This window comes from Streptomyces sp. NPDC006529 (assembly GCF_040611795.1).
Lineage (GTDB): Bacteria > Actinomycetota > Actinomycetes > Streptomycetales > Streptomycetaceae > Streptomyces.
In genome coordinates this window covers 31,075-47,982 of the sequence record NZ_JBEXPB010000017.1, presented here as the reverse complement: position 1 = coordinate 47,982, position 16,908 = coordinate 31,075, and the positions used below count along the sequence as shown (strand labels likewise).

Sequence of the window (16,908 nt, the reverse complement as noted above, 5' to 3'; positions counted from 1 at the left end):
GTCCGGCACCCGTCCGGTCCGCGGCCGGGTGCTCCCCGTGAAGTCTGCCCGCAGACTAACCGCGCGCGCAGCACTCTCGCGGACGCGGGAGGATCATCGGGTGGAACTGACTCTGCTGGGCACCGGCACACCCGAAGGACTGCCCCGCCCCGGCTGTCCCTGTGCGGCTTGCGCCGTCTCCGTGGGCACCCGGGCGCGCGCCGCCACCGCCGTCCTGGTCGACGGCGCGCTGCTGCTCGACCTCGTCCCCGGCGCCGTACTGGCCGCCGCCCGGGCCGGGCATTCGCTGGGCGGCGTGCGCCAGGTGCTGCTGACCCATCCGCACGACGGGCCCGCGGTGGAGCTGCCGCAGGGGCTGCCCGCCGCGGGGCGCGTGCCGGACGGGCAGCGGCTGGCGGTGATCAGCGGGCACCGGGTGCGGGCGGTGGCGATGGACGCGCCGGGCACCGGGTACGAGGTGACCGGGCCCGACGGTGACCGGCTGCTGTACCTGCCGCCCGGCGGGGCGCCCGCCGGCACCGACGGGACCTCCGAGCAGCCCTACGACATGGTGCTCCTGGACGTGCTGGGGCGTCCCGAGGCGCTGGCCCGGCTGCGGGCGAGCGGCGCGGTCGGCCCGGCCACCGACGTGATCGCCGTCCACCTCGACCACGACGTGCCGCCGGGCAGGGAACTGGCGCGCCGGTGCGCGGCCGCGGGGGCGCGGGTGGTGCCGGACGGGACCACGCTGACCGCAGGCGCCTACCACGCGGTGCCGGACGTGCCGCGGCGCACGCTGGTGCTCGGCGGCGCCCGGTCGGGCAAGTCCCTGGAGGCGGAGCGGCGATTGGCCGGTTTCCCCGAGGTCCTCTACGTCGCCACGAGCGGCACCCGCGAGGGCGACCCGGAGTGGGCGGCGCGGGTCGGGCTGCACCGGGAGCGGCGGCCGGGCGCCTGGCGGACGGTGGAGACCTGCGAGCTGGTGGAGCTGCTGGAGGACGACGGCGCGCGCGGCCCGGCACTGCTGATCGACTGCCTGGCGCTGTGGCTCACCGACGCGATGGACCGGGTCGGCGCCTGGGACGACGCGACGTGGGCGGCCGGTGGCCGCAAGGAGCTGCTGGCGCGCACGGCGGCGCTGGTGGAGGCCGTCCGTACGACCCGGCGCCGGGTGGTGCTGGTGAGCAACGAGGTGGGGTCCGGCATCGTCCCCGCGACCGCGTCGGGGCGGCGGTTCCGGGACGAGCTGGGGCGGCTGAACGCGGCGGTGGCGGCGGAGTGCGAGCACGTCCTGCTGGTGGTGTCCGGCCAGCCGCTGGTGCTCAAGGACTGACGGACCGCCAGGAGCCCGCGGCCCGCCCGGCGTCGCCGCCGCCGAGGGCGCGGGCTCCGCGGCCGCGCGGGCCGCGAACCCGCGGGCGGCCGGGGCACGGACCGGCGGGCGGTCACGGGTACTCTTCGGCAGATGACCACGCTGAATCTCGACGACTTCTCCGATCTGATCGAGCGCCCCGACGGGGGCGTCCGGCGAGACGCCGAGGAGCGCCGCGAGCGGCTGGCGGTGCCCGTGGGGGCGCTGGGGCGCCTCGACGAGCTGGCCGAGTGGCTGGCGGCGGCGCAGGGCTCGGTACCGGTGAAGCCGGTCGCGCGCCCGCGCGTCGTGCTGTTCGCCGCCGACCACGGGATCGCGGCCGGGGGCGTCTCCGCGCGCCCCGCCGGCTCCGCCCACCTGCTGGTGCGCTCCGTGCTCGACGGGAACAGCCCGGTGTCGATCCTGGCCGCCCGCTTCGGCGCGGGGCTGCGGGTCGTGGACGCGGGCCTGGACTGCGACCCCGGGCTGCTGCCCGAGGACGTCGTCAGGCACCGGGTCCGCCGGGGCAGCGGGCGCATCGACACCGAGGACGCCATGACGGTCGAGGAGGCCCGGGACGCCCTGCGCCTCGGCATCGCGATCGCCGACGAGGAGGCCGACTCCGGTACGGACCTGGTCGTCCTCGGTGATCTCAGCGTCGGCGGCACCACCGTGGCCGCCACCCTCGTCGCCGCCCTGTGCGGAACGGACGCCTCCGTGGTCACCGGGCGCGGCGGCGCGCCCATCGACGACCTGACCTGGATGCGCAAGTGCGCGGCGATCCGTGACGCGCTGCGCCGCGCCCGCCCGGTCCTCGGGGACCAGGTGGCGCTGCTGGCGGCGGTCGGCGGGGCGGACGTCGCCGCGATGACCGGGTTCCTGCTCCAGTGCGCGGTGCGCCGTACGCCGGTGATCCTCGACGGAATCGTCTCGGCGGCCTGCGGCCTGGTGGCCCAGCGGGCCGCCTTCCGCGCCCCGGACTGGTGGCTGGCGGGCCAGGCGAGCGGCGAGCCGGGCCAGGCGAAGGCGCTGGACCGGATGGCGCTCAACCCGGTGCTGGACCACGGCGTCACTGTGGGGGAAGGAACCGGGGCGTTGCTCGCCCTTCCCCTGGTCCAGGCGGCCGCCGCACTCGCGGCGGACCTCCCGGAGCGGACGGCCGAACCGGCCGGACCCGCCGCGCCGACCGGGCCGGCCGAACCGGCCGGACCGTCGGCGCAGTAACGGGTCGGGGACCCTTGGCGCCCTGACCCGGCCCGGGGTCCTCCGGCCCTTCCGGGGAAGGCGGGCCCCATATCATCGCTTTCCATGGGAGAGGTCCGTTTGACCAGCGCAGACACCGACCGGAACACCGACCGCGGACCCGGCGGCGTTCCGAGCGGCAGGAAAGACTCCGGCGCGGACGCCGGAAAACCGGGGGCCGGGGGCCGCGACACCGGCAGGGGGAGCGCCCGTTCGCGGCGCAGCGCCGCCTTCGCGGTGTGGTACCTGCGGGCCGTGACCTTCGTCAACTTCCTCAGCGCGGTGTGGCTTTCGCTCGGGCAGGACCTGCGCGACCACAACACCGCCGACTTCTACACGCCGTACCTGCTGACGGCCGGTTTCGCGTCCGGCCTGTTCTCGCTGATGCTCGCGGTGACGATGGGCCGCCGCAAGCGGGCCGCGTGGATCCTGAACCTCGTGCTGAGCGGGCTGCTGCTGCTCGCCTTCGCGCTGGTCACCTTCACGTCGTACTACCCCGAGTTCCGTCAGCACGCGCAGAACTGGATCTCGCTGGTCCTGACCGCCTCGTTCGTCGGGGCGCTGCTGCTGGGCCGCAAGGAGTTCTACGCGCGCGGCGACCGCTCGAACCCGAAGCTGGCGACCGTCGTCGGGGCGGTGGGGCTGCTGCTGACCTCGCTGGTCGCGGCGCTGCTGGTGGGCGCGACCAACGACGCCCCGGACCAGTCCGGGGTGACGTTCCTGACCCGCTGGCGCTACGGCGTGATGCGGCTGGTCACGCTGGCCCCCGACGACCAGGCGCTGAGCGGGATCAGCACCCCCGCCTGGGTGGACGTCTTCATCAACGTGATGTCGACCGTGCTGCTGCTGGCGGTGCTGTTCGCCGCCTTCCGCTCCCGCCGGGCGGTGGACCCGCTCACCGAGGCCGACGAGGAGCAGCTGCGCGCGCTGCTCGCCAAGCAGGGCGACCGCGACTCGCTGGGCTACTTCGCGCTGCGCCGCGAGAAGAGCGTCATCTGGTCCCCCACCGGCAAGGCCGCGGTCACCTACCGGGTGGTCGGCGGGGTCTCGCTGGCCTCCGGCGACCCGATCGGCGACCCCGAGGCGTGGCCCGGGGCGATCGACCCGTGGCTGGCCGAGGCCCGGGAGCACGGCTGGGTGCCCGCGGTGATGGGCGCCAGCGAGGAGGCCGGCACGATCTACGCCCGGCACGGCCTGGACGCCCTGGAGCTGGGCGACGAGGCGATCGTGGAGACCGACGAGTTCACGCTGGACGGCCGCGCGATGCGGACCGTCCGGCAGGCCTACAACCGGGTCAAGCGGGCCGGGTACACCGTGCGGATCCGGCGGCACGAGGACATTCCCGCCGAGGAGATGGACGTCCTGCTGCAGCGGGCCGACGACTGGCGCGACGGCGCGACCGAGCGCGGCTTCTCGATGGCGCTGGGCCGCCTCGGCGATCCGGCGGACGGCCAGTGCGTGATGCTGGAGTGCACCGACGGCAACGGCGACCTGCGCGCCGTGCTGTCGTTCGTGCCGTGGGGGCCCAAGGGCCTCTCGCTCGACCTGATGCGCCGTGACCGGGATTCCGAGAACGGTCTGATGGAGTTCATGGTCATCGAACTCCTGGAGCGCTCCAAGGAGATCGGGGTCACCCAGGTCTCGCTGAACTTCGCGATGTTCCGTTCCGTCTTCGAGCGCGGCTCCAAGCTCGGCGCGGGCCCGGTGCTGCGGATGTGGCGCTCGCTGCTCAGCTTCTTCTCTCGGTGGTGGCAGATCGAGTCCCTCTACCGGGCCAACGCCAAATACCGGCCGATCTGGGAACCGCGGTTCATGCTCTTCGAGAAGAGTTCGGACCTGCTGCGGATCGGCATCGCGGCGGGCCGCGCCGAGGGCTTCCTGGAGGCTCCCGGCCTGCCGAAGTGGCTGCACCGCAGACACCTGGAGACCCGTCGTTGACCGCGAGGACCGCATCCTCCCTGCGGCGGTTCGCGCGCCGTGAGTGGGGGCCCCTGTACCGGACCGTGCGGGACGCGCTCGCCGCCAAGCGGTGGCGGGCGGTCCCGATGTCGCTCGGTGCGGTCGCCCTGACCTCGGTCTTCCAGATCCTGCAGAACCAGCCGTGGGGCTTCCAGCCGGTGCAGAACCTCGGGTCGGTGAAGGCCGCCGACCCGTTGTGGCTCGCGCTGATCCGCACCCCGCTCTCGCTGTTCGTGCCCGCCCTGGACCTGCCGGTCTGGGGCGCGCTGCTGCAGATGCTGCTGGTATTCGGGATCGCGGAGATCTGCATCGGCTGGTGGCGGACGCTGCTGATCGGGTACGTGGCCACGCTGGCGGGGACGACGTACGCGCGGATCGGGCTGTCGCTGAGCCCGGAGCACCCCTTCGGGCTGCCGCTGACGGACCGCGTCGTCAACGACACCGGGCCCTCCGCGGCGGTCGTCGGCCTCGCGGTGTTCGTGTGCTGGCGCTACCGGGCGTACGTCACCGGGGGCCTGGTGATCGCCGCCATGATCATCGAGGTGGCGGTGAAGAACAACCTGGCCGGCAAGGAGCACCTGGCCGCCATCGCCGCGGTCATGGTGGTGTGCCTGGTCCGCGCCAGGTGGGGAGCGCGGCACCGCGACGTCCCGCCGGGGTGCGGACCGCCGCCCGGGGCGCCGCCCGCCCGCTCCTCCCCGGGCGGCCCGCACGCCGTACCGTAGCCTCCCGTGACCACACCCTTCGGTCCGCCCCTGGCCGGTACCCGGCACTGGATGCGCGCCCACCCGCTGGCCACCGACGCCCTGCTCTCGCTCGGGGTGTTCGTCGCCATGGTCCTCATGTCGTTCGCCGACCCGCACGGGCCGCACGGCCAGCCGACCTTCGGCACCCGCACCCCGCACGTCCTGTCGCTGGTGCTGATGGTCCTCGCGGCGGCCGCCCTCGTGTTGCGGCGCCGCCACCCGCTCGGCGTGCTCGCCGCGACCAGCGCGCTCGCCCTGGCCGAGCTGGTCACCGGGGAGCCCCGGGCGCCCGTGGCGATGGGCGCGGTGATCGCCCTGTACACGCTGGGCGCGCGCACCGACCGGCCGACGACCTGGCGGGTCGGCCTGCTGACCATGGCCGGGCTGACCGGCGTGGCGATGCTCGCGGGGCCGCTGCCCTGGTACGCGCAGGAGAACCTCGGGCTGTTCGCCTGGACCGGGATGGCCGCCGCCGCCGGGGACGCCGTCCGCAGCCGGCGCGCCTTCATCGACGCGATCAGGGAGCGGGCCGAGCGCGCGGAGCGGACCCGCGAGGAGGAGGCCCGGCGCCGGGTCGCCGAGGAGCGGCTGCGCATCGCCCGCGACCTGCACGACGTGGTGGCGCACCACATCGCCCTGGTCAACGTGCAGGCCGGAGTGGCCGCGCACGTCATGGACAAGCGCCCCGACCAGGCCAAGGAGGCCCTCGCGCACGTCCGCGAGGCAAGCCGCTCGGCTCTGAACGAACTGCGGGCCACCGTCGGGCTGCTGCGCCAGTCCGGTGACCCGGCGGCCCCGACCGAGCCCGCGCCGGGGCTCGCCGTGCTGGACGCGCTGGTGGACACCTTCCGCCACGCCGGGCTGCCGGTGGACGTGGTCGTCCAGTTGGGCCCGGAGGGCGGGGCCGCGCTGCCCGGCGCCGTGGACCTGGCGGCTTACCGGGTGATCCAGGAAGCGCTGACGAACGTGCGCAAGCACGCCGGGCCCGGGGCCCGCGCCGAGGTGAGCGTGGTCCGGGTCGGCGGTTCGGCCGAGGTCACGGTGCTCGACGACGGCGGCACGGGCGCGGATCCCTCCCCCGCCCCCGCCGACCCCGGGGGCGGCCACGGGCTGCTCGGCATGCGGGAGCGGGCGGGGGCGCTGGGCGGCTCCTGCTTCGCCGGGCCCCGCTACGGGGGCGGCTACCGGGTGCACGTCATCCTGCCGGTTTAGCCCCGGCGGTTCCTTCAGCAGGCCTTGCGCCAGGCGTCCAGGTCGTACTTCTTCAGCAGCGAACTGAGCCCCAGCTCCTTGGAGCGGGCGCAGAACCGGCCGAGCGGCAGCTCGTACTCGACGTGGAAGACGGCCTTGCCCGCCGCCACGAAGGGGGTCAGCCGCTCGCACTCCGCGTACTGCGCGCACTGCTCGTTGACCGCGAAGTCGAAGTCGCCGACGAGCTGCGGGATCTGGTCCAGGTCGTTCTTGAGGCCGACCGCCATCCCCCGGTCGTGCGCCAGCTTCGCGATCAGCCGGTTGTAGCGCAGTTGGTCGTCGGCGGTCAGCGGGAAGCCGGTGTCGTTGCGGTAGCCGTCCATGTTGTCCGGTTCCACGGCGTCGAAGCCCTTGTCCCGGCACATGTCCAACCGCTTCGCGATCAGCGGTTCGAGGGCGGCGAGCCGCCGGACGTCCAGCCAGCGCTCCCCCTCCCAGCCGTTGCCCTTGCCGAGCATCTCCTTCGGGAAGTCGGCCGCGTCGGGCCGGAAGTCCTCCCACGCGCCGGTCGACAGGTAGCAGACGGCCTTGCGGCCGTCCTTCCTCAGGCCCGCGACCTGCTCCGCGCTCGTGGTGAAGCCGTCCACGTCGTAGACGGGCACGTCGACCGAGGTGTCCAGCTTCCCGGTGAGCTGCCACTGCCAGCCGAGGCCCGGCCGGGGCTGCCAGCGCTCCCCCGGCGCGCGGGTGGGCGCCGGATCCGGTCCCGGGCCGTCGTCGCCGTCGTCCTGCGGGCCCGCCGTACAGGCCGCGAGCAGCAGCGCCGGCAGCAGCCACAGCAGGCGCCACCGCGGCCCGACTCCGGGCGTCCTCCTCATCCGGCGGCCTCCAGCGCGTACGGCAGCGTCCCCCACGGGTGCGCCCCGGTGCCCGGCACCGCGCAGTGCACCGCCGCCCCGCGCTGCGCGGCCAGTTCGGCGGCGGGCGCGCCCGGCGGGACCGCGTACACCAGGTGGCAGAACCGCTGCGCGGGATGGTCCGCGGTCCACGGCGGGGCCGCCGCCGCGTCCCGGTAGGCGTCCCACGGCCCCTCGAAGGTGACCAGCAGATCGGCGAGTTCGGCGTAGCCGGGGTGCGGGTGCACCCCGTGGTTGAGGACGAGCGTACGGGCGCCCGCGGCCCGGGAGGCGACGGCGAGCCGCCGGTAGTGGGCCAGCTGGTCCGCCTCGGCGGCGGCCTGGTCCAGGAAGGCGCCGTCCGCGCCGTACCACTCCCGGTGGCGCAGCAGGTCCTGGACGACGGCCGCGTGCGGGCGCCGCCCGTAGTCGGTGTCGGCGTAGCCCAGGACGGGCACGCCCGCCGCGCGCAGCCGCTCCGCGACCGCGGCGAACCGCGCGTCGGGAGCGGCGCCCGGGCCGCTGTCGGGGTTGAGCACGACGGAGTGCAGGCGGCCGGCGGCACGGATCAGCGCCTCCCAGGCCTCCGGCCGGTCGGCGGGGTGCTCGTACAGGGGCACCAGCAGCATGGGTTCCTTCACTTCTCTCGGGTCATGTCAGCGGTGCGCCGTCGCCCGGCCGAGGAGTACGCAGACCAGCGCGGCCAGCGCCACCGCCGCCGTCCCCGCCACCACCAGCTGGACCAGCCGCGGCTGGCCGAAGCCGGTCAGCAGGGCGAGGCTCTGTGCGGCGGCGGCCGTCGCGCACACCCCGGCCGCGGCCCGGACCGCGCCGAAGGACTGGAGCAGCAGCCCGGTCCACATCACGGCGCCGAGCAGCAGCAGGGTCGCCACCCGGACCCAGGTGAGGCCGGGCGCCCCCGGCCACAGCAGCGTTCCGGCGGCGCCGAGGGCCAGCAGCACCGTGAGGTACGCGGCCAGGCAGCGGGCCAGGGTCCCCAGCATCCGCCCCCAGAACCCCCGGGCGGAGCGGGCGGCCCGCAGCCCGGCGAGGGAGCCGCTGCGGAAGCGGTGGAGCAGCCATTCGGCGGGGCCCATGCTGAGGGTGAGGGCCACCGCGGAGGGGGCCGCGACCGCCTCGGCGGGGCCGCCCGCGAGCACCTCGCCGAGGGCGGCGTAGAGCACGAGCAGGCCGGTGCCCAGGCCGAACACCCCGAAGGGCACCGAGTCCGCGAGCCGGGGCCCGCGCGGCGCGAACTCCTCCTCGGCGCCCCGGAGCATCCGCCAGCGCACCGTGCCCTCGCCGGGCCCCCGCCGGATCCGGCCGCGGACCCGGCGCACCGCCGCCCGCACCCCCGCGGCCAGCGGCAGTTCCCGCAGGGCGAGGGCGCAGGCCGCGGCCAGGGACAGCGCGAGCAGCCCCACCCGGGCCGGGGTGGGCAGGCCGACGGTCAGCGAGAGCACCGCGCCGACCGCCATCGGCAGCAGGGCGCACAGCAGCAGCCGCTCCCGGCCGAGCACCAGCAGGACCGTCGCGGCCCCGACGTACAGGGCCTGCCCGGCGGCGAAGGCGGACGAGAAGGCGGGGCCCCCGGGGACGGCCAGCGCGGCGGCGCTGCCCAGCAGGGCGCCCGCCGGGGCGCCGACGAGCAGGGTCCGCCCGGCGGCGGCCCGGTCGCCCAGGCCCAGCCAGGAGTAGGCACGGTGGGACAGGGTTTGGTCCCAGACCCAGCCGATCAGCGCCCCGGCGAGCAGGGTCAGGGTGCCGGCGGGCAGCCCGAGCCGGTCGGGCGGCCCCTCCAGCAGGGGCGCGCCCAGGACGTAGGCGAGTCCCGGCAGCGCGAAGATCACCCCGCGCAGCAGGCAGCCGGTGAGGGAGACCTTCCACGGGTCGGGGGCCTCGGCCGGTTCGGGGAACGAGCGGGGCACCCGGGCGTACAGCTCCTCGGCCAGCGCGAAGGAGTCGTGGCGGCCGTAGGCGAGCCGGATGTGCTCGTCCGTCATGCCGTCGGATTCGAGGACCGCGGCGATCTCGTCGGGGTGCACGGCGGCGACGAAGGGACCGAACCGCTCGGCGAGTTCGTCCATCGGGTCGGCGGCGGACGCCCCCGGCCCGGCGCGCCGGGGCCGGGGGACGGCGGGCAGCGTGTCGCCGCCGGGGATCTTGAGCCAGAGGGAACCGCTCACCACAGGCTCCCGTCGGCGGCGAGTTCGCGGTACCAGGGGTCGGCGAGGCGCTGGGTCCAGTCGTCGCCGGCGTGGACGGGCAGCAGGGGCTGCCCCGCGAGTTCGCGGTAGATGTGCCGGAAGCCGTCCACGGACTGGTGGAGGGTGAACTTCTCCACCACGCGTCGGCGCGAGAGCCGGCCGAGTTCCGCGCGGCGGGCATCGTCGCGCAGCAGGGCCAGGGTGGCCTTCGCCATCAGTTCGGGTTCGCGGGGCGGCACGACGAGACCGGTGTCGCCGACGGCTTCGCGGACCCCGCCGACGTCGGTGGAGACGGTGGTGCGCCCGCAGGACATGGCTTCGATGATGCTGAAGGGGAAGCCCTCGCTGATGCTGGAGAGCATCACGATGCTGCCCGCCGCGTAGGCCTTCGCGACCTCCTCGATGCGGCCCTCGTAGGAGATCCCGTCGCTCACGCCCAGTTCGGCGGCGAGCTTCTCCAGCCGCAGCCGGTAGTCCTCGCAGCCCGCGGGGACGGGGCCGAAGAGCCGCAGCCGCAGGGCGGGCAGTTCCGCGCGCATGAACGCGTAGGCGCGGATGAGGGTTTCGAGGTCCTTGATCGGGTCGATGCGGCCGCACCAGCTGAGGGTGGGGACCTCGGGTTCGGGCCCGGCGTCGGGGAAGGCGTGCGGGTCGACGCCGTTGTAGACCGTGCGGATCTTCTCGGAGGGCGCCCCGCCGCGCTCCTCCCAGCGCCGGTTGTACTGGTTGCACGGGGTGATCAGGTCGGACTCGCGGTACCCCTCGGAGTTCAGCTCGCGGTAGAAGCCGAGCATGAGCGCCTTGACGGGCCAGCGCTGCGCGGCGGTGCGGTAGCCGAGGTAGCGCTCCCGCAGGTAGATGCCGTGCTCGGTGAGCAGGAACGGGACCCCGTCGAGGCGTTTGGCGGCGAGCGCCGGGAGGGTGGCGAGGCCGCTGCTGACCGCGTGCGCGACGCTGTCGGGCGGGATCCGCACCGCGAGCGGGCGCAGCGCGTGCTCCAGCAGGTCGGTGGCGGTGAGCGCGTCGTGGATGGTGGGGGCCGCGCCCGCGGTGGGCAGCTCCGGGCGGGTCCACACGGCCATGAGCGTGCGCAGGACGGTCTCGGAGCGCAGGGCGGTGGCGAGGAGGCCGTTGCGGGCGTGCAGGGCGAGTTCGTGCAGCGCGGCGGAGAAGGCGGCGTTGCCGGGGCCGGGCGCCGGGGCGAGCAGCGAGAGCAGGAACTGCTCGTAGGTCTCGGTGAAGCGGCGGTGGGCCCTGCCCCGCAGGGTCCGGCGGCGGCCGCGGCCGGGGGCCGGTCCCCAGAGGGGCACGGCGGTGTGCCGGTAGACGTTGCGCGGCAGTTCCCAGGTGACCGGCTCGCGACCCGAGCCGGTGAGGGCTATGACGTTGAAGTCGACCTCCGGCATGCCGCGGACGAGCTGGTCGCACCAGGTGCTGACGCCGCCGTGGACGTGCGGGTAGGTGCCTTCGGTGAGCATGGTGACGTGACGCCCATGGCTCATGCGGTGTGTCCCCCCAGGACGGAAAAGGGGCCGGCGTCCGTGGGTTCGCGGAGCGCCGGCGCTGTGGTGCTGCGTGTGGGCGGGTGGTGCGAGGCGCTGCCCGCGCCTCGTCGTACGGCCGTGCGGCCGGCGGCCGGGCGGTCCGGCCGGGCAGCGCGGGCGGTTCGGGCGGGACGGGTCAGCTGGGCAGCTTGAGCGTCACGGCGGACTGGAGGACCTCCGGTGCGGTCCAGGCGGAGCGGTTGCCCGCGTAGGCCGTGCCGAAGGCGGAGGTGCCGAGCAGCATCTGCTTCCTGGTGCCCTCCGGGGCGGTGACCGGCGCGAGGACCCCGCCGGGGGCCTTGACCGTGACGTCGGTGCCGATGCGGTAGGCGGTGACCTGACCCGCGGCGAGCGCCCTGTCCCAGGCGGCCCGGCGGCTCAGCTCGACTCCGGAGTCCTTCTGGCTCTGGTTCACGATCGGGGCGCTGGGCGCGTACAGGGTCCGGTAGGTGTCGAGGACCTGGTCGAGGACGGGGTAGAGGGTGCGGTCCTCGGCGAGGTTGGCCTGGTGCACGTAGTGCGGCCGGGGATCGTTGGAGAGCACGTGCCGCAGGGCGGTGCGGGCCTCCTGGGGGACGATGTAGTTCAGGAACCCGGTGTTCGTGTCGAGGGCGGCGGGCAGGCAGGTGGAGGTCGCCGGGTTGTCCTCGCACGCCCCGCTGCCGCCGTCGGCGCGGCTGGTGTAGATCCAGTTGTACTCGTCTGCCATCTCCGCGTTGGTGCCCGTGTTGTAGTACACGTTCATCGGGTACCGGGGGACGGTCTGGGCGGCGCCGACCGCCCGCATGGCCGGCTCGCGGGAGTTGTCGCTCGCGGTCCACTTCACGCCGTTGTCGGCGAGCGCCGGGGCCAGGTTGGGGTTGTCGACGGGCTGCTGGGGCGCCACCTTGAGGCCCGAGTGCTCGCCGGTGACCAGTTCGGAGCGGTCGGTGGTGATCCCCTTGGACGCGGCCCAGTTGTTGTTGTCGCTGATCTGCTTCGAGATGTCGGCCCTGCTGGTCCACTGGACTGCGCCCAGGGAGTTGGTCTGGCAGGTCCAGGGGTTGGTGGCGACGTTCTGCAGGCACCCGAGGAACAGGTGCGTGTAGGTGTGGTTGACCCAGCGGTACTTCGCCTTGTCCGCGAGGAGCTGGGCGGTGAGCGCGTCGGTGTTGCCGTGCTCGGCCTTCCACTCCTCCCCCGCGCCGGCGTTGAAGACGATGTCGAGCTTGAAGTTCCTGCCCGTCTGCCACTGCGCGAGGTACTGCGCGTCGGCGGCGGTCATCCGGATCTCGCTCTCCTGGCCCTCGCCGCCCGCGCAGGCGTAGTCGCCCGGCGTGCAGTTGAGGTCCTTGCTCCAGCGCGCGTCCGGCGCCAGCACGTCGTCGACGTGGACCGCGAAGTAGCTGCGGCTCTGGCCGAGGTGGACGCCCTGGGTGAGCCACTCGACGATGCCGCGGGCCAGCAGCCGGAACTGCTGCTGGTACTGGTTGTAGCCGAAGGTGACCACCAGTTCCTTGCGGCCGTCGTGCGCGTACTCGCCGACGAGGGAGGCCCGCCCGGCGCCGACCGGGGCGTCCAGGTAGCTGGTGTAGCCCGCCCGCGGCTTGGCCATGAAGCCGTAACTCTCCGGAATCAGCGGCGAGTTGTCCTCGAAGGCGACCTGGCCCCCCAGGTAGCCGAAGGGACCGGTCCTGCCCGCCGCCGTGACGGCCGCCTGCGTGCCGTCTAGCGAGCCGCTGTACCCCCCGTTGTCCGTGTACTCCAGGCCGACCTCCGGGTGCGCCCAGGTGTAGGCGTCGACCTGGCGGATGCCGTACGTCGTCTCGTAGGCGCCGAGCGCGGCCATCTCGGCCGAGCCCGCTCCGAACGGGTTCTCGTTCGGCAGCACGACGCCCTGGAACTTGGCGCGCGGACGGCCGTCGACCGTGTCCGCGAGGTATGCCGCGTCGATCACCGGGCGGCTGCCGCTGCCCAGGTCGACGCGGGTGAACGGAACCCCGCTGCTCGCGAGTTCCGCCGCGATCGCCTGGACGGAGCTGCCGCCGTCGTCGACGACCAGCACCTTCAGGTCGATCCGTGGCGCCGTGACCGCCTGCGCGGTCGCGGCGGGTACCGCGACGGACGTGATGGCAGCCGCTGCACACACGGCGGCGAGCCTATACATCCTGCTCTTACTGACCATTTCGGCCTTCCCCCCGCAGGCATCCCCCGGCTGCGGCCTTGTGGCGGCCGGCCGGTCCGAGGAGGCTCTGTGGAAATCATGCAAAGGGACCCCGCGTCCCCTTGCGAGAGTGGCTCGAGTCTCTCGGACCTGCTCAGGTGTAAACGGGAAACCTGGAACGGAGACCACGGATGGGTGAACCTCCCGGCCTCCGGATCGAACAACTTGACAAACCTTCGAGTGACGTACGGACGAGTCCGTACGCGTAGGCTCATTTCTGGCGGCCGCCGAGCCGGAATACGATCGCTGCCGGAACGGCCGGCGATCCCGACCCGACCGCAGCCTCACACCACATAGACGGAAGCGAGACTTCACCACCGTGACTGCTCTGACTCTCAGCACTGCCGGCGCTGCGACGCTGCGCGCCGACGCCCTCGTGGTCGGCGTGGCGAAGGGCCCCAAGGGTCCCGTAGTCGCCGCCGGCGCCGAGGCCGCGGACAAGGCGTTCGACGGAAAGCTGGGCGCCGTGCTCGAAGCCCTCGGTGCCTCCGGCGCCGAAGGCGAGATCACCAAGCTGCCCGCCCCGGCCGGCCTGAAGGTCCCGGTCGTGCTGGCGGTCGGGCTCGGCCCGGTTCCGGACACCGACGAGTCGTACGACGAGGAAGCCCTGCGCCGCGCCGCGGGCGCCGCCTCGCGCGCGCTGCACGGCACCAAGAAGGCCGCCTTCGCGCTGCCGCTGGACGACGCCTCCGCCGTGACCGCGGTCGCCGAGGGCGCGCTGCTGGGCGCGTACGCCTTCACCGCCTACCAGGGCGGCGAGAAGAAGGGCGCGAAGAACGGCGGCCCGAAGCTGCCCCTCGCCGAGGTGGCCCTGCTCGGCGCCAAGCCGCGCGACAAGGAGCACAAGGCCGCGGCCGAGCGCGCCGTGATCGTCGCCGCCGAGGTGAACATCGCCCGCGACCTGATCAACACCCCGCCGAACGACCTCACCCCCGAGGCCTTCGCCGCCGTCGCCTCCGCGACCGCGAAGGAGAACGGCATCAAGGTCCAGGTGCTGGACGAGAAGGCGCTCGTCAAGGGTGGCTACGGCGGCATCATGGGCGTCGGCAAGGGCTCCGAGAACCCGCCGCGCCTGGTGAAGCTCTCCTACACCCACGCCAAGGCCGAGAAGACCCTCGCCTTCGTCGGCAAGGGCATCACCTACGACTCGGGCGGCATCTCGCTCAAGCCGGCCGGCCACAACGAGACGATGAAGTGCGACATGTCCGGCGCCGCCGCCGTGTTCGCCGCCGTCGTCGCGGCCGCCAAGCTGGGCCTCCAGGTCAACGTCACCGGCTGGCTCGCGCTCGCCGAGAACATGCCCTCCGGTTCCGCCACCCGCCCGGGCGACGTGCTGCGCATGTACAGCGGCAAGACCGTCGAGGTCCTCAACACGGACGCCGAGGGCCGCCTGGTCCTGGGCGACGCGCTGACCCGCGCCTCGGAGGAGAACCCGGACGCGATCGTCGACGTCGCGACGCTGACCGGCGCGATGGTGCTGGCCCTCGGCAACCGGACCTTCGGCATCATGGCCAACGACGACGCCTTCCGCACCTCGATCCACGAGATCGCCGAGGAGGTCGGCGAGGCCTCCTGGCCGATGCCGCTCCCCGCCGACCTGCGCAAGGGCATGGACTCCCCCACGGCCGACATCGCGAACATGGGCGAGCGCATGGGCGGCGGCCTGGTGGCCGGCCTCTTCCTCCAGGAGTTCGTGGGCGAGGGCATCACCTGGGCGCACCTGGACATCGCGGGTCCCGCCTTCCACGAGGGCGCCCCGTACGGCTACACCCCGAAGGGCGGCACCGGCTCGGCCGTGCGCACCCTGGTGCGGCTGGCCGAGCGGACGGCCACGGGCGACCTGGGCTGACGTACCGCTGCGCGGCGGTGAACCGAGAGTGAGGGGGCGTCCCCGGGACCCGGCCGAGGTCCCGGGGGCGCTCTCTTTCGGCGCCGTGTTCACTCTCGACGAAAATCCACGGCTCCGTAGGTTTCTACGCCTGGGTAACCGTCGGTTCGGGCGGAACGACCCGTCGCAGGCCGGGCCCGGCGTCCCGCGTTCCCCCGACAAATGCGAAGATGGGTTCTCGGCAGGACAGGGCCCCCACCACAGGGCCGAAGAAAAGCGGCCGTTACCAGCCGCCGCCCGGTCCCAGAGGGCCGGCGCCCGGCGCACATGCATGGAGGACGTGACGTGGCGAACGACGCCAGCACCGTTTTCGACCTAGTGATCCTCGGCGGTGGCAGTGGCGGTTACGCCGCGGCGCTGCGGGCCTCCCAGCTGGGTCTCGACGTTGCCCTGATCGAGAAGAACAAGCTCGGTGGCACCTGCCTGCACAACGGATGCATCCCCACGAAGGCTCTGCTGCACGCCGGCGAGATCGCCGACCAGGCTCGCGAAGCGGGCCAGTTCGGTGTAAAGGCCACCTTCGAGGGCATCGACATCGCCGGTGTCCACAAGTACAAGGACGAGGTCATCTCGGGCCTGTACAAGGGTCTGCAGGGCCTGGTCGCCTCCCGCAAGGTGACCTACATCGAGGGAGAGGGCCGCCTCTCCTCCCCGACTTCCGTCGACGTCAACGGCCGCCGCGTCCAGGGCCGCCACGTCCTGCTGGCGACCGGCTCCGTGCCGAAGTCGCTGCCGGGCCTGGAGATCGACGGCAACCGCATCATCTCCTCGGACCACGCGCTGGTCCTGGACCGCGTTCCGCAGTCCGCGATCATCCTGGGCGGCGGCGTCATCGGCGTCGAGTTCGCCTCGGCGTGGAAGTCCTTCGGCACCGACGTCACCGTCGTCGAGGGCCTCAAGCACCTCGTCCCGGTCGAGGACGAGAACAGCTCGAAGATCCTGGAGCGCGCGTTCCGCAAGCGCGGCATCAAGTTCAACCTGGGCACCTTCTTCGACAAGGCCGAGTACACCGAGAACGGCGTACGGGTCACCCTCGCCGACGGCAAGACCTTCGAAGCCGAGGTGCTGCTCGTCGCCATCGGCCGCGGCCCGGTCTCGCAGGGTCTGGGCTACGAGGAGCAGGGCGTCGCGATGGACCGCGGCTACGTGCTGGTCGACGAGTACATGCAGACCAACGTGCCGACCGTCTCGGCCGTCGGCGACCTCGTCCCGACCCTCCAGCTCGCGCACGTCGGCTTCGCCGAGGGCATCCTGGTGGCGGAGCGTCTGGCCGGTCTCAAGACCGTCCCGATCGACTACGACGGTGTGCCGCGCGTCACGTACTGCCACCCCGAGGTCGCGTCCGTCGGCATCACCGAGGCGAAGGCCAAGGAGCTGTACGGCGCGGACAAGGTCGTGGCGCTCAAGTACAACCTCGCGGGCAACGGCAAGAGCAAGATCCTGAAGACCGCGGGCGAGATCAAGCTCGTCCAGGTCAAGGACGGTGCCGTGGTCGGCGTCCACATGGTCGGCGACCGGATGGGCGAGCAGGTCGGCGAGGCCCAGCTGATCTACAACTGGGAAGCCCTGCCGGCCGAGGTCGCACAGCTCATCCACGCGCACCCGACCCAGAATGAAGCGCTCGGCGAGGCCCACCTGGCCCTGGCCGGCAAGCCGCTTCACTCCCACGACTAATCCGCAGTCACGGGCGCGACGACCACTT

The 16,908-nt window shown here is 73.6% G+C and carries 12 protein-coding genes; 7 read left to right on the top strand and 5 right to left on the bottom strand.

Translation table 11 applies throughout. From position 1 onward, the window contains the following. Window positions 1-100 precede the first annotated feature (100 nt). The 5 genes from ABZY31_RS15040 to ABZY31_RS15020 all read left to right on the top strand — a co-directional run bounded on the left by ABZY31_RS15040 (window position 101) and on the right by ABZY31_RS15020 (window position 6,489). On the top strand, window positions 101-1,312 hold the full coding sequence (locus ABZY31_RS15040; RefSeq protein WP_356409642.1) for a bifunctional adenosylcobinamide kinase/adenosylcobinamide-phosphate guanylyltransferase: 1,212 nt from the start codon (window positions 101-103) through the stop codon (window positions 1,310-1,312). 132 nt (window positions 1,313-1,444) lie between these two features. Continuing rightward, entirely contained in the window at window positions 1,445-2,554 is a 1,110-nt protein-coding gene (gene cobT / locus ABZY31_RS15035) for a nicotinate-nucleotide--dimethylbenzimidazole phosphoribosyltransferase (protein ID WP_356409639.1), read from the top strand. Window positions 2,555-2,638: 84 nt separating this feature from the next. Continuing rightward, window positions 2,639-4,510, top strand: a complete 1,872-nt coding sequence (locus tag ABZY31_RS15030) for a phosphatidylglycerol lysyltransferase domain-containing protein (protein WP_356409636.1) — start codon at window positions 2,639-2,641, stop codon at window positions 4,508-4,510. Next, complete coding sequence (locus ABZY31_RS15025; RefSeq protein ID WP_356409633.1) at window positions 4,507-5,256, top strand: hypothetical protein; 750 nt, start codon at window positions 4,507-4,509, stop codon at window positions 5,254-5,256. The genes ABZY31_RS15030 and ABZY31_RS15025 overlap by 4 nt, the downstream gene beginning before the upstream one ends. A 51-nt stretch (window positions 5,257-5,307) precedes the next feature. Continuing rightward, window positions 5,308-6,489 (top strand): histidine kinase, encoded by a 1,182-nt coding sequence (locus ABZY31_RS15020; RefSeq protein WP_356409779.1) that lies wholly within the window; start codon window positions 5,308-5,310, stop codon window positions 6,487-6,489. A 14-nt stretch (window positions 6,490-6,503) separates the two neighbouring features. Here ABZY31_RS15020 and ABZY31_RS15015 read toward each other — a convergent pair whose 3' ends face one another. From ABZY31_RS15015 to ABZY31_RS14995, 5 genes are all read right to left on the bottom strand, one after another. Next, entirely contained in the window at window positions 6,504-7,346 is an 843-nt protein-coding gene (locus ABZY31_RS15015; protein WP_356409630.1) for an endo alpha-1,4 polygalactosaminidase, read from the bottom strand. Then, on the bottom strand, window positions 7,343-7,993 hold the full coding sequence (locus ABZY31_RS15010; protein WP_356409627.1) for a spherulation-specific family 4 protein: 651 nt from the start codon (window positions 7,991-7,993) through the stop codon (window positions 7,343-7,345). Before ABZY31_RS15010 ends, ABZY31_RS15015 begins: the two co-directional genes overlap by 4 nt. 27 nt (window positions 7,994-8,020) lie before the next feature. Next, window positions 8,021-9,550 carry a hypothetical protein gene (locus tag ABZY31_RS15005; RefSeq protein WP_356409624.1) on the bottom strand — a complete coding sequence of 510 codons (1,530 nt, stop codon included), beginning with the start codon at window positions 9,548-9,550 and terminating at the stop codon, window positions 8,021-8,023. Beyond that, window positions 9,547-11,073: a GT4 family glycosyltransferase PelF gene (gene pelF / locus ABZY31_RS15000; RefSeq protein WP_356409621.1), complete on the bottom strand. Its 1,527-nt coding sequence runs from the start codon at window positions 11,071-11,073 to the stop codon at window positions 9,547-9,549. The genes ABZY31_RS15005 and pelF overlap by 4 nt, the downstream gene beginning before the upstream one ends. Window positions 11,074-11,251: 178 nt before the next feature. Continuing rightward, complete coding sequence (locus ABZY31_RS14995) at window positions 11,252-13,279, bottom strand: hypothetical protein (protein WP_356409618.1); 2,028 nt, start codon at window positions 13,277-13,279, stop codon at window positions 11,252-11,254. A gap of 358 nt (window positions 13,280-13,637) precedes the next feature. On the opposite strand from ABZY31_RS14995, the gene ABZY31_RS14990 reads away from it, so the two are divergent. Together ABZY31_RS14990 and lpdA are read left to right on the top strand one after the other, a co-directional pair. Further along, window positions 13,638-15,167: a leucyl aminopeptidase gene (locus ABZY31_RS14990; RefSeq protein WP_356409615.1), complete on the top strand. Its 1,530-nt coding sequence runs from the start codon at window positions 13,638-13,640 to the stop codon at window positions 15,165-15,167. Between the two features lie 324 nt (window positions 15,168-15,491). Continuing rightward, a complete protein-coding gene (gene lpdA, locus ABZY31_RS14985) occupies window positions 15,492-16,880 on the top strand; it encodes a dihydrolipoyl dehydrogenase (protein WP_356409612.1) in 1,389 nt (462 codons plus the stop codon). Window positions 16,881-16,908 lie beyond the last annotated feature (28 nt).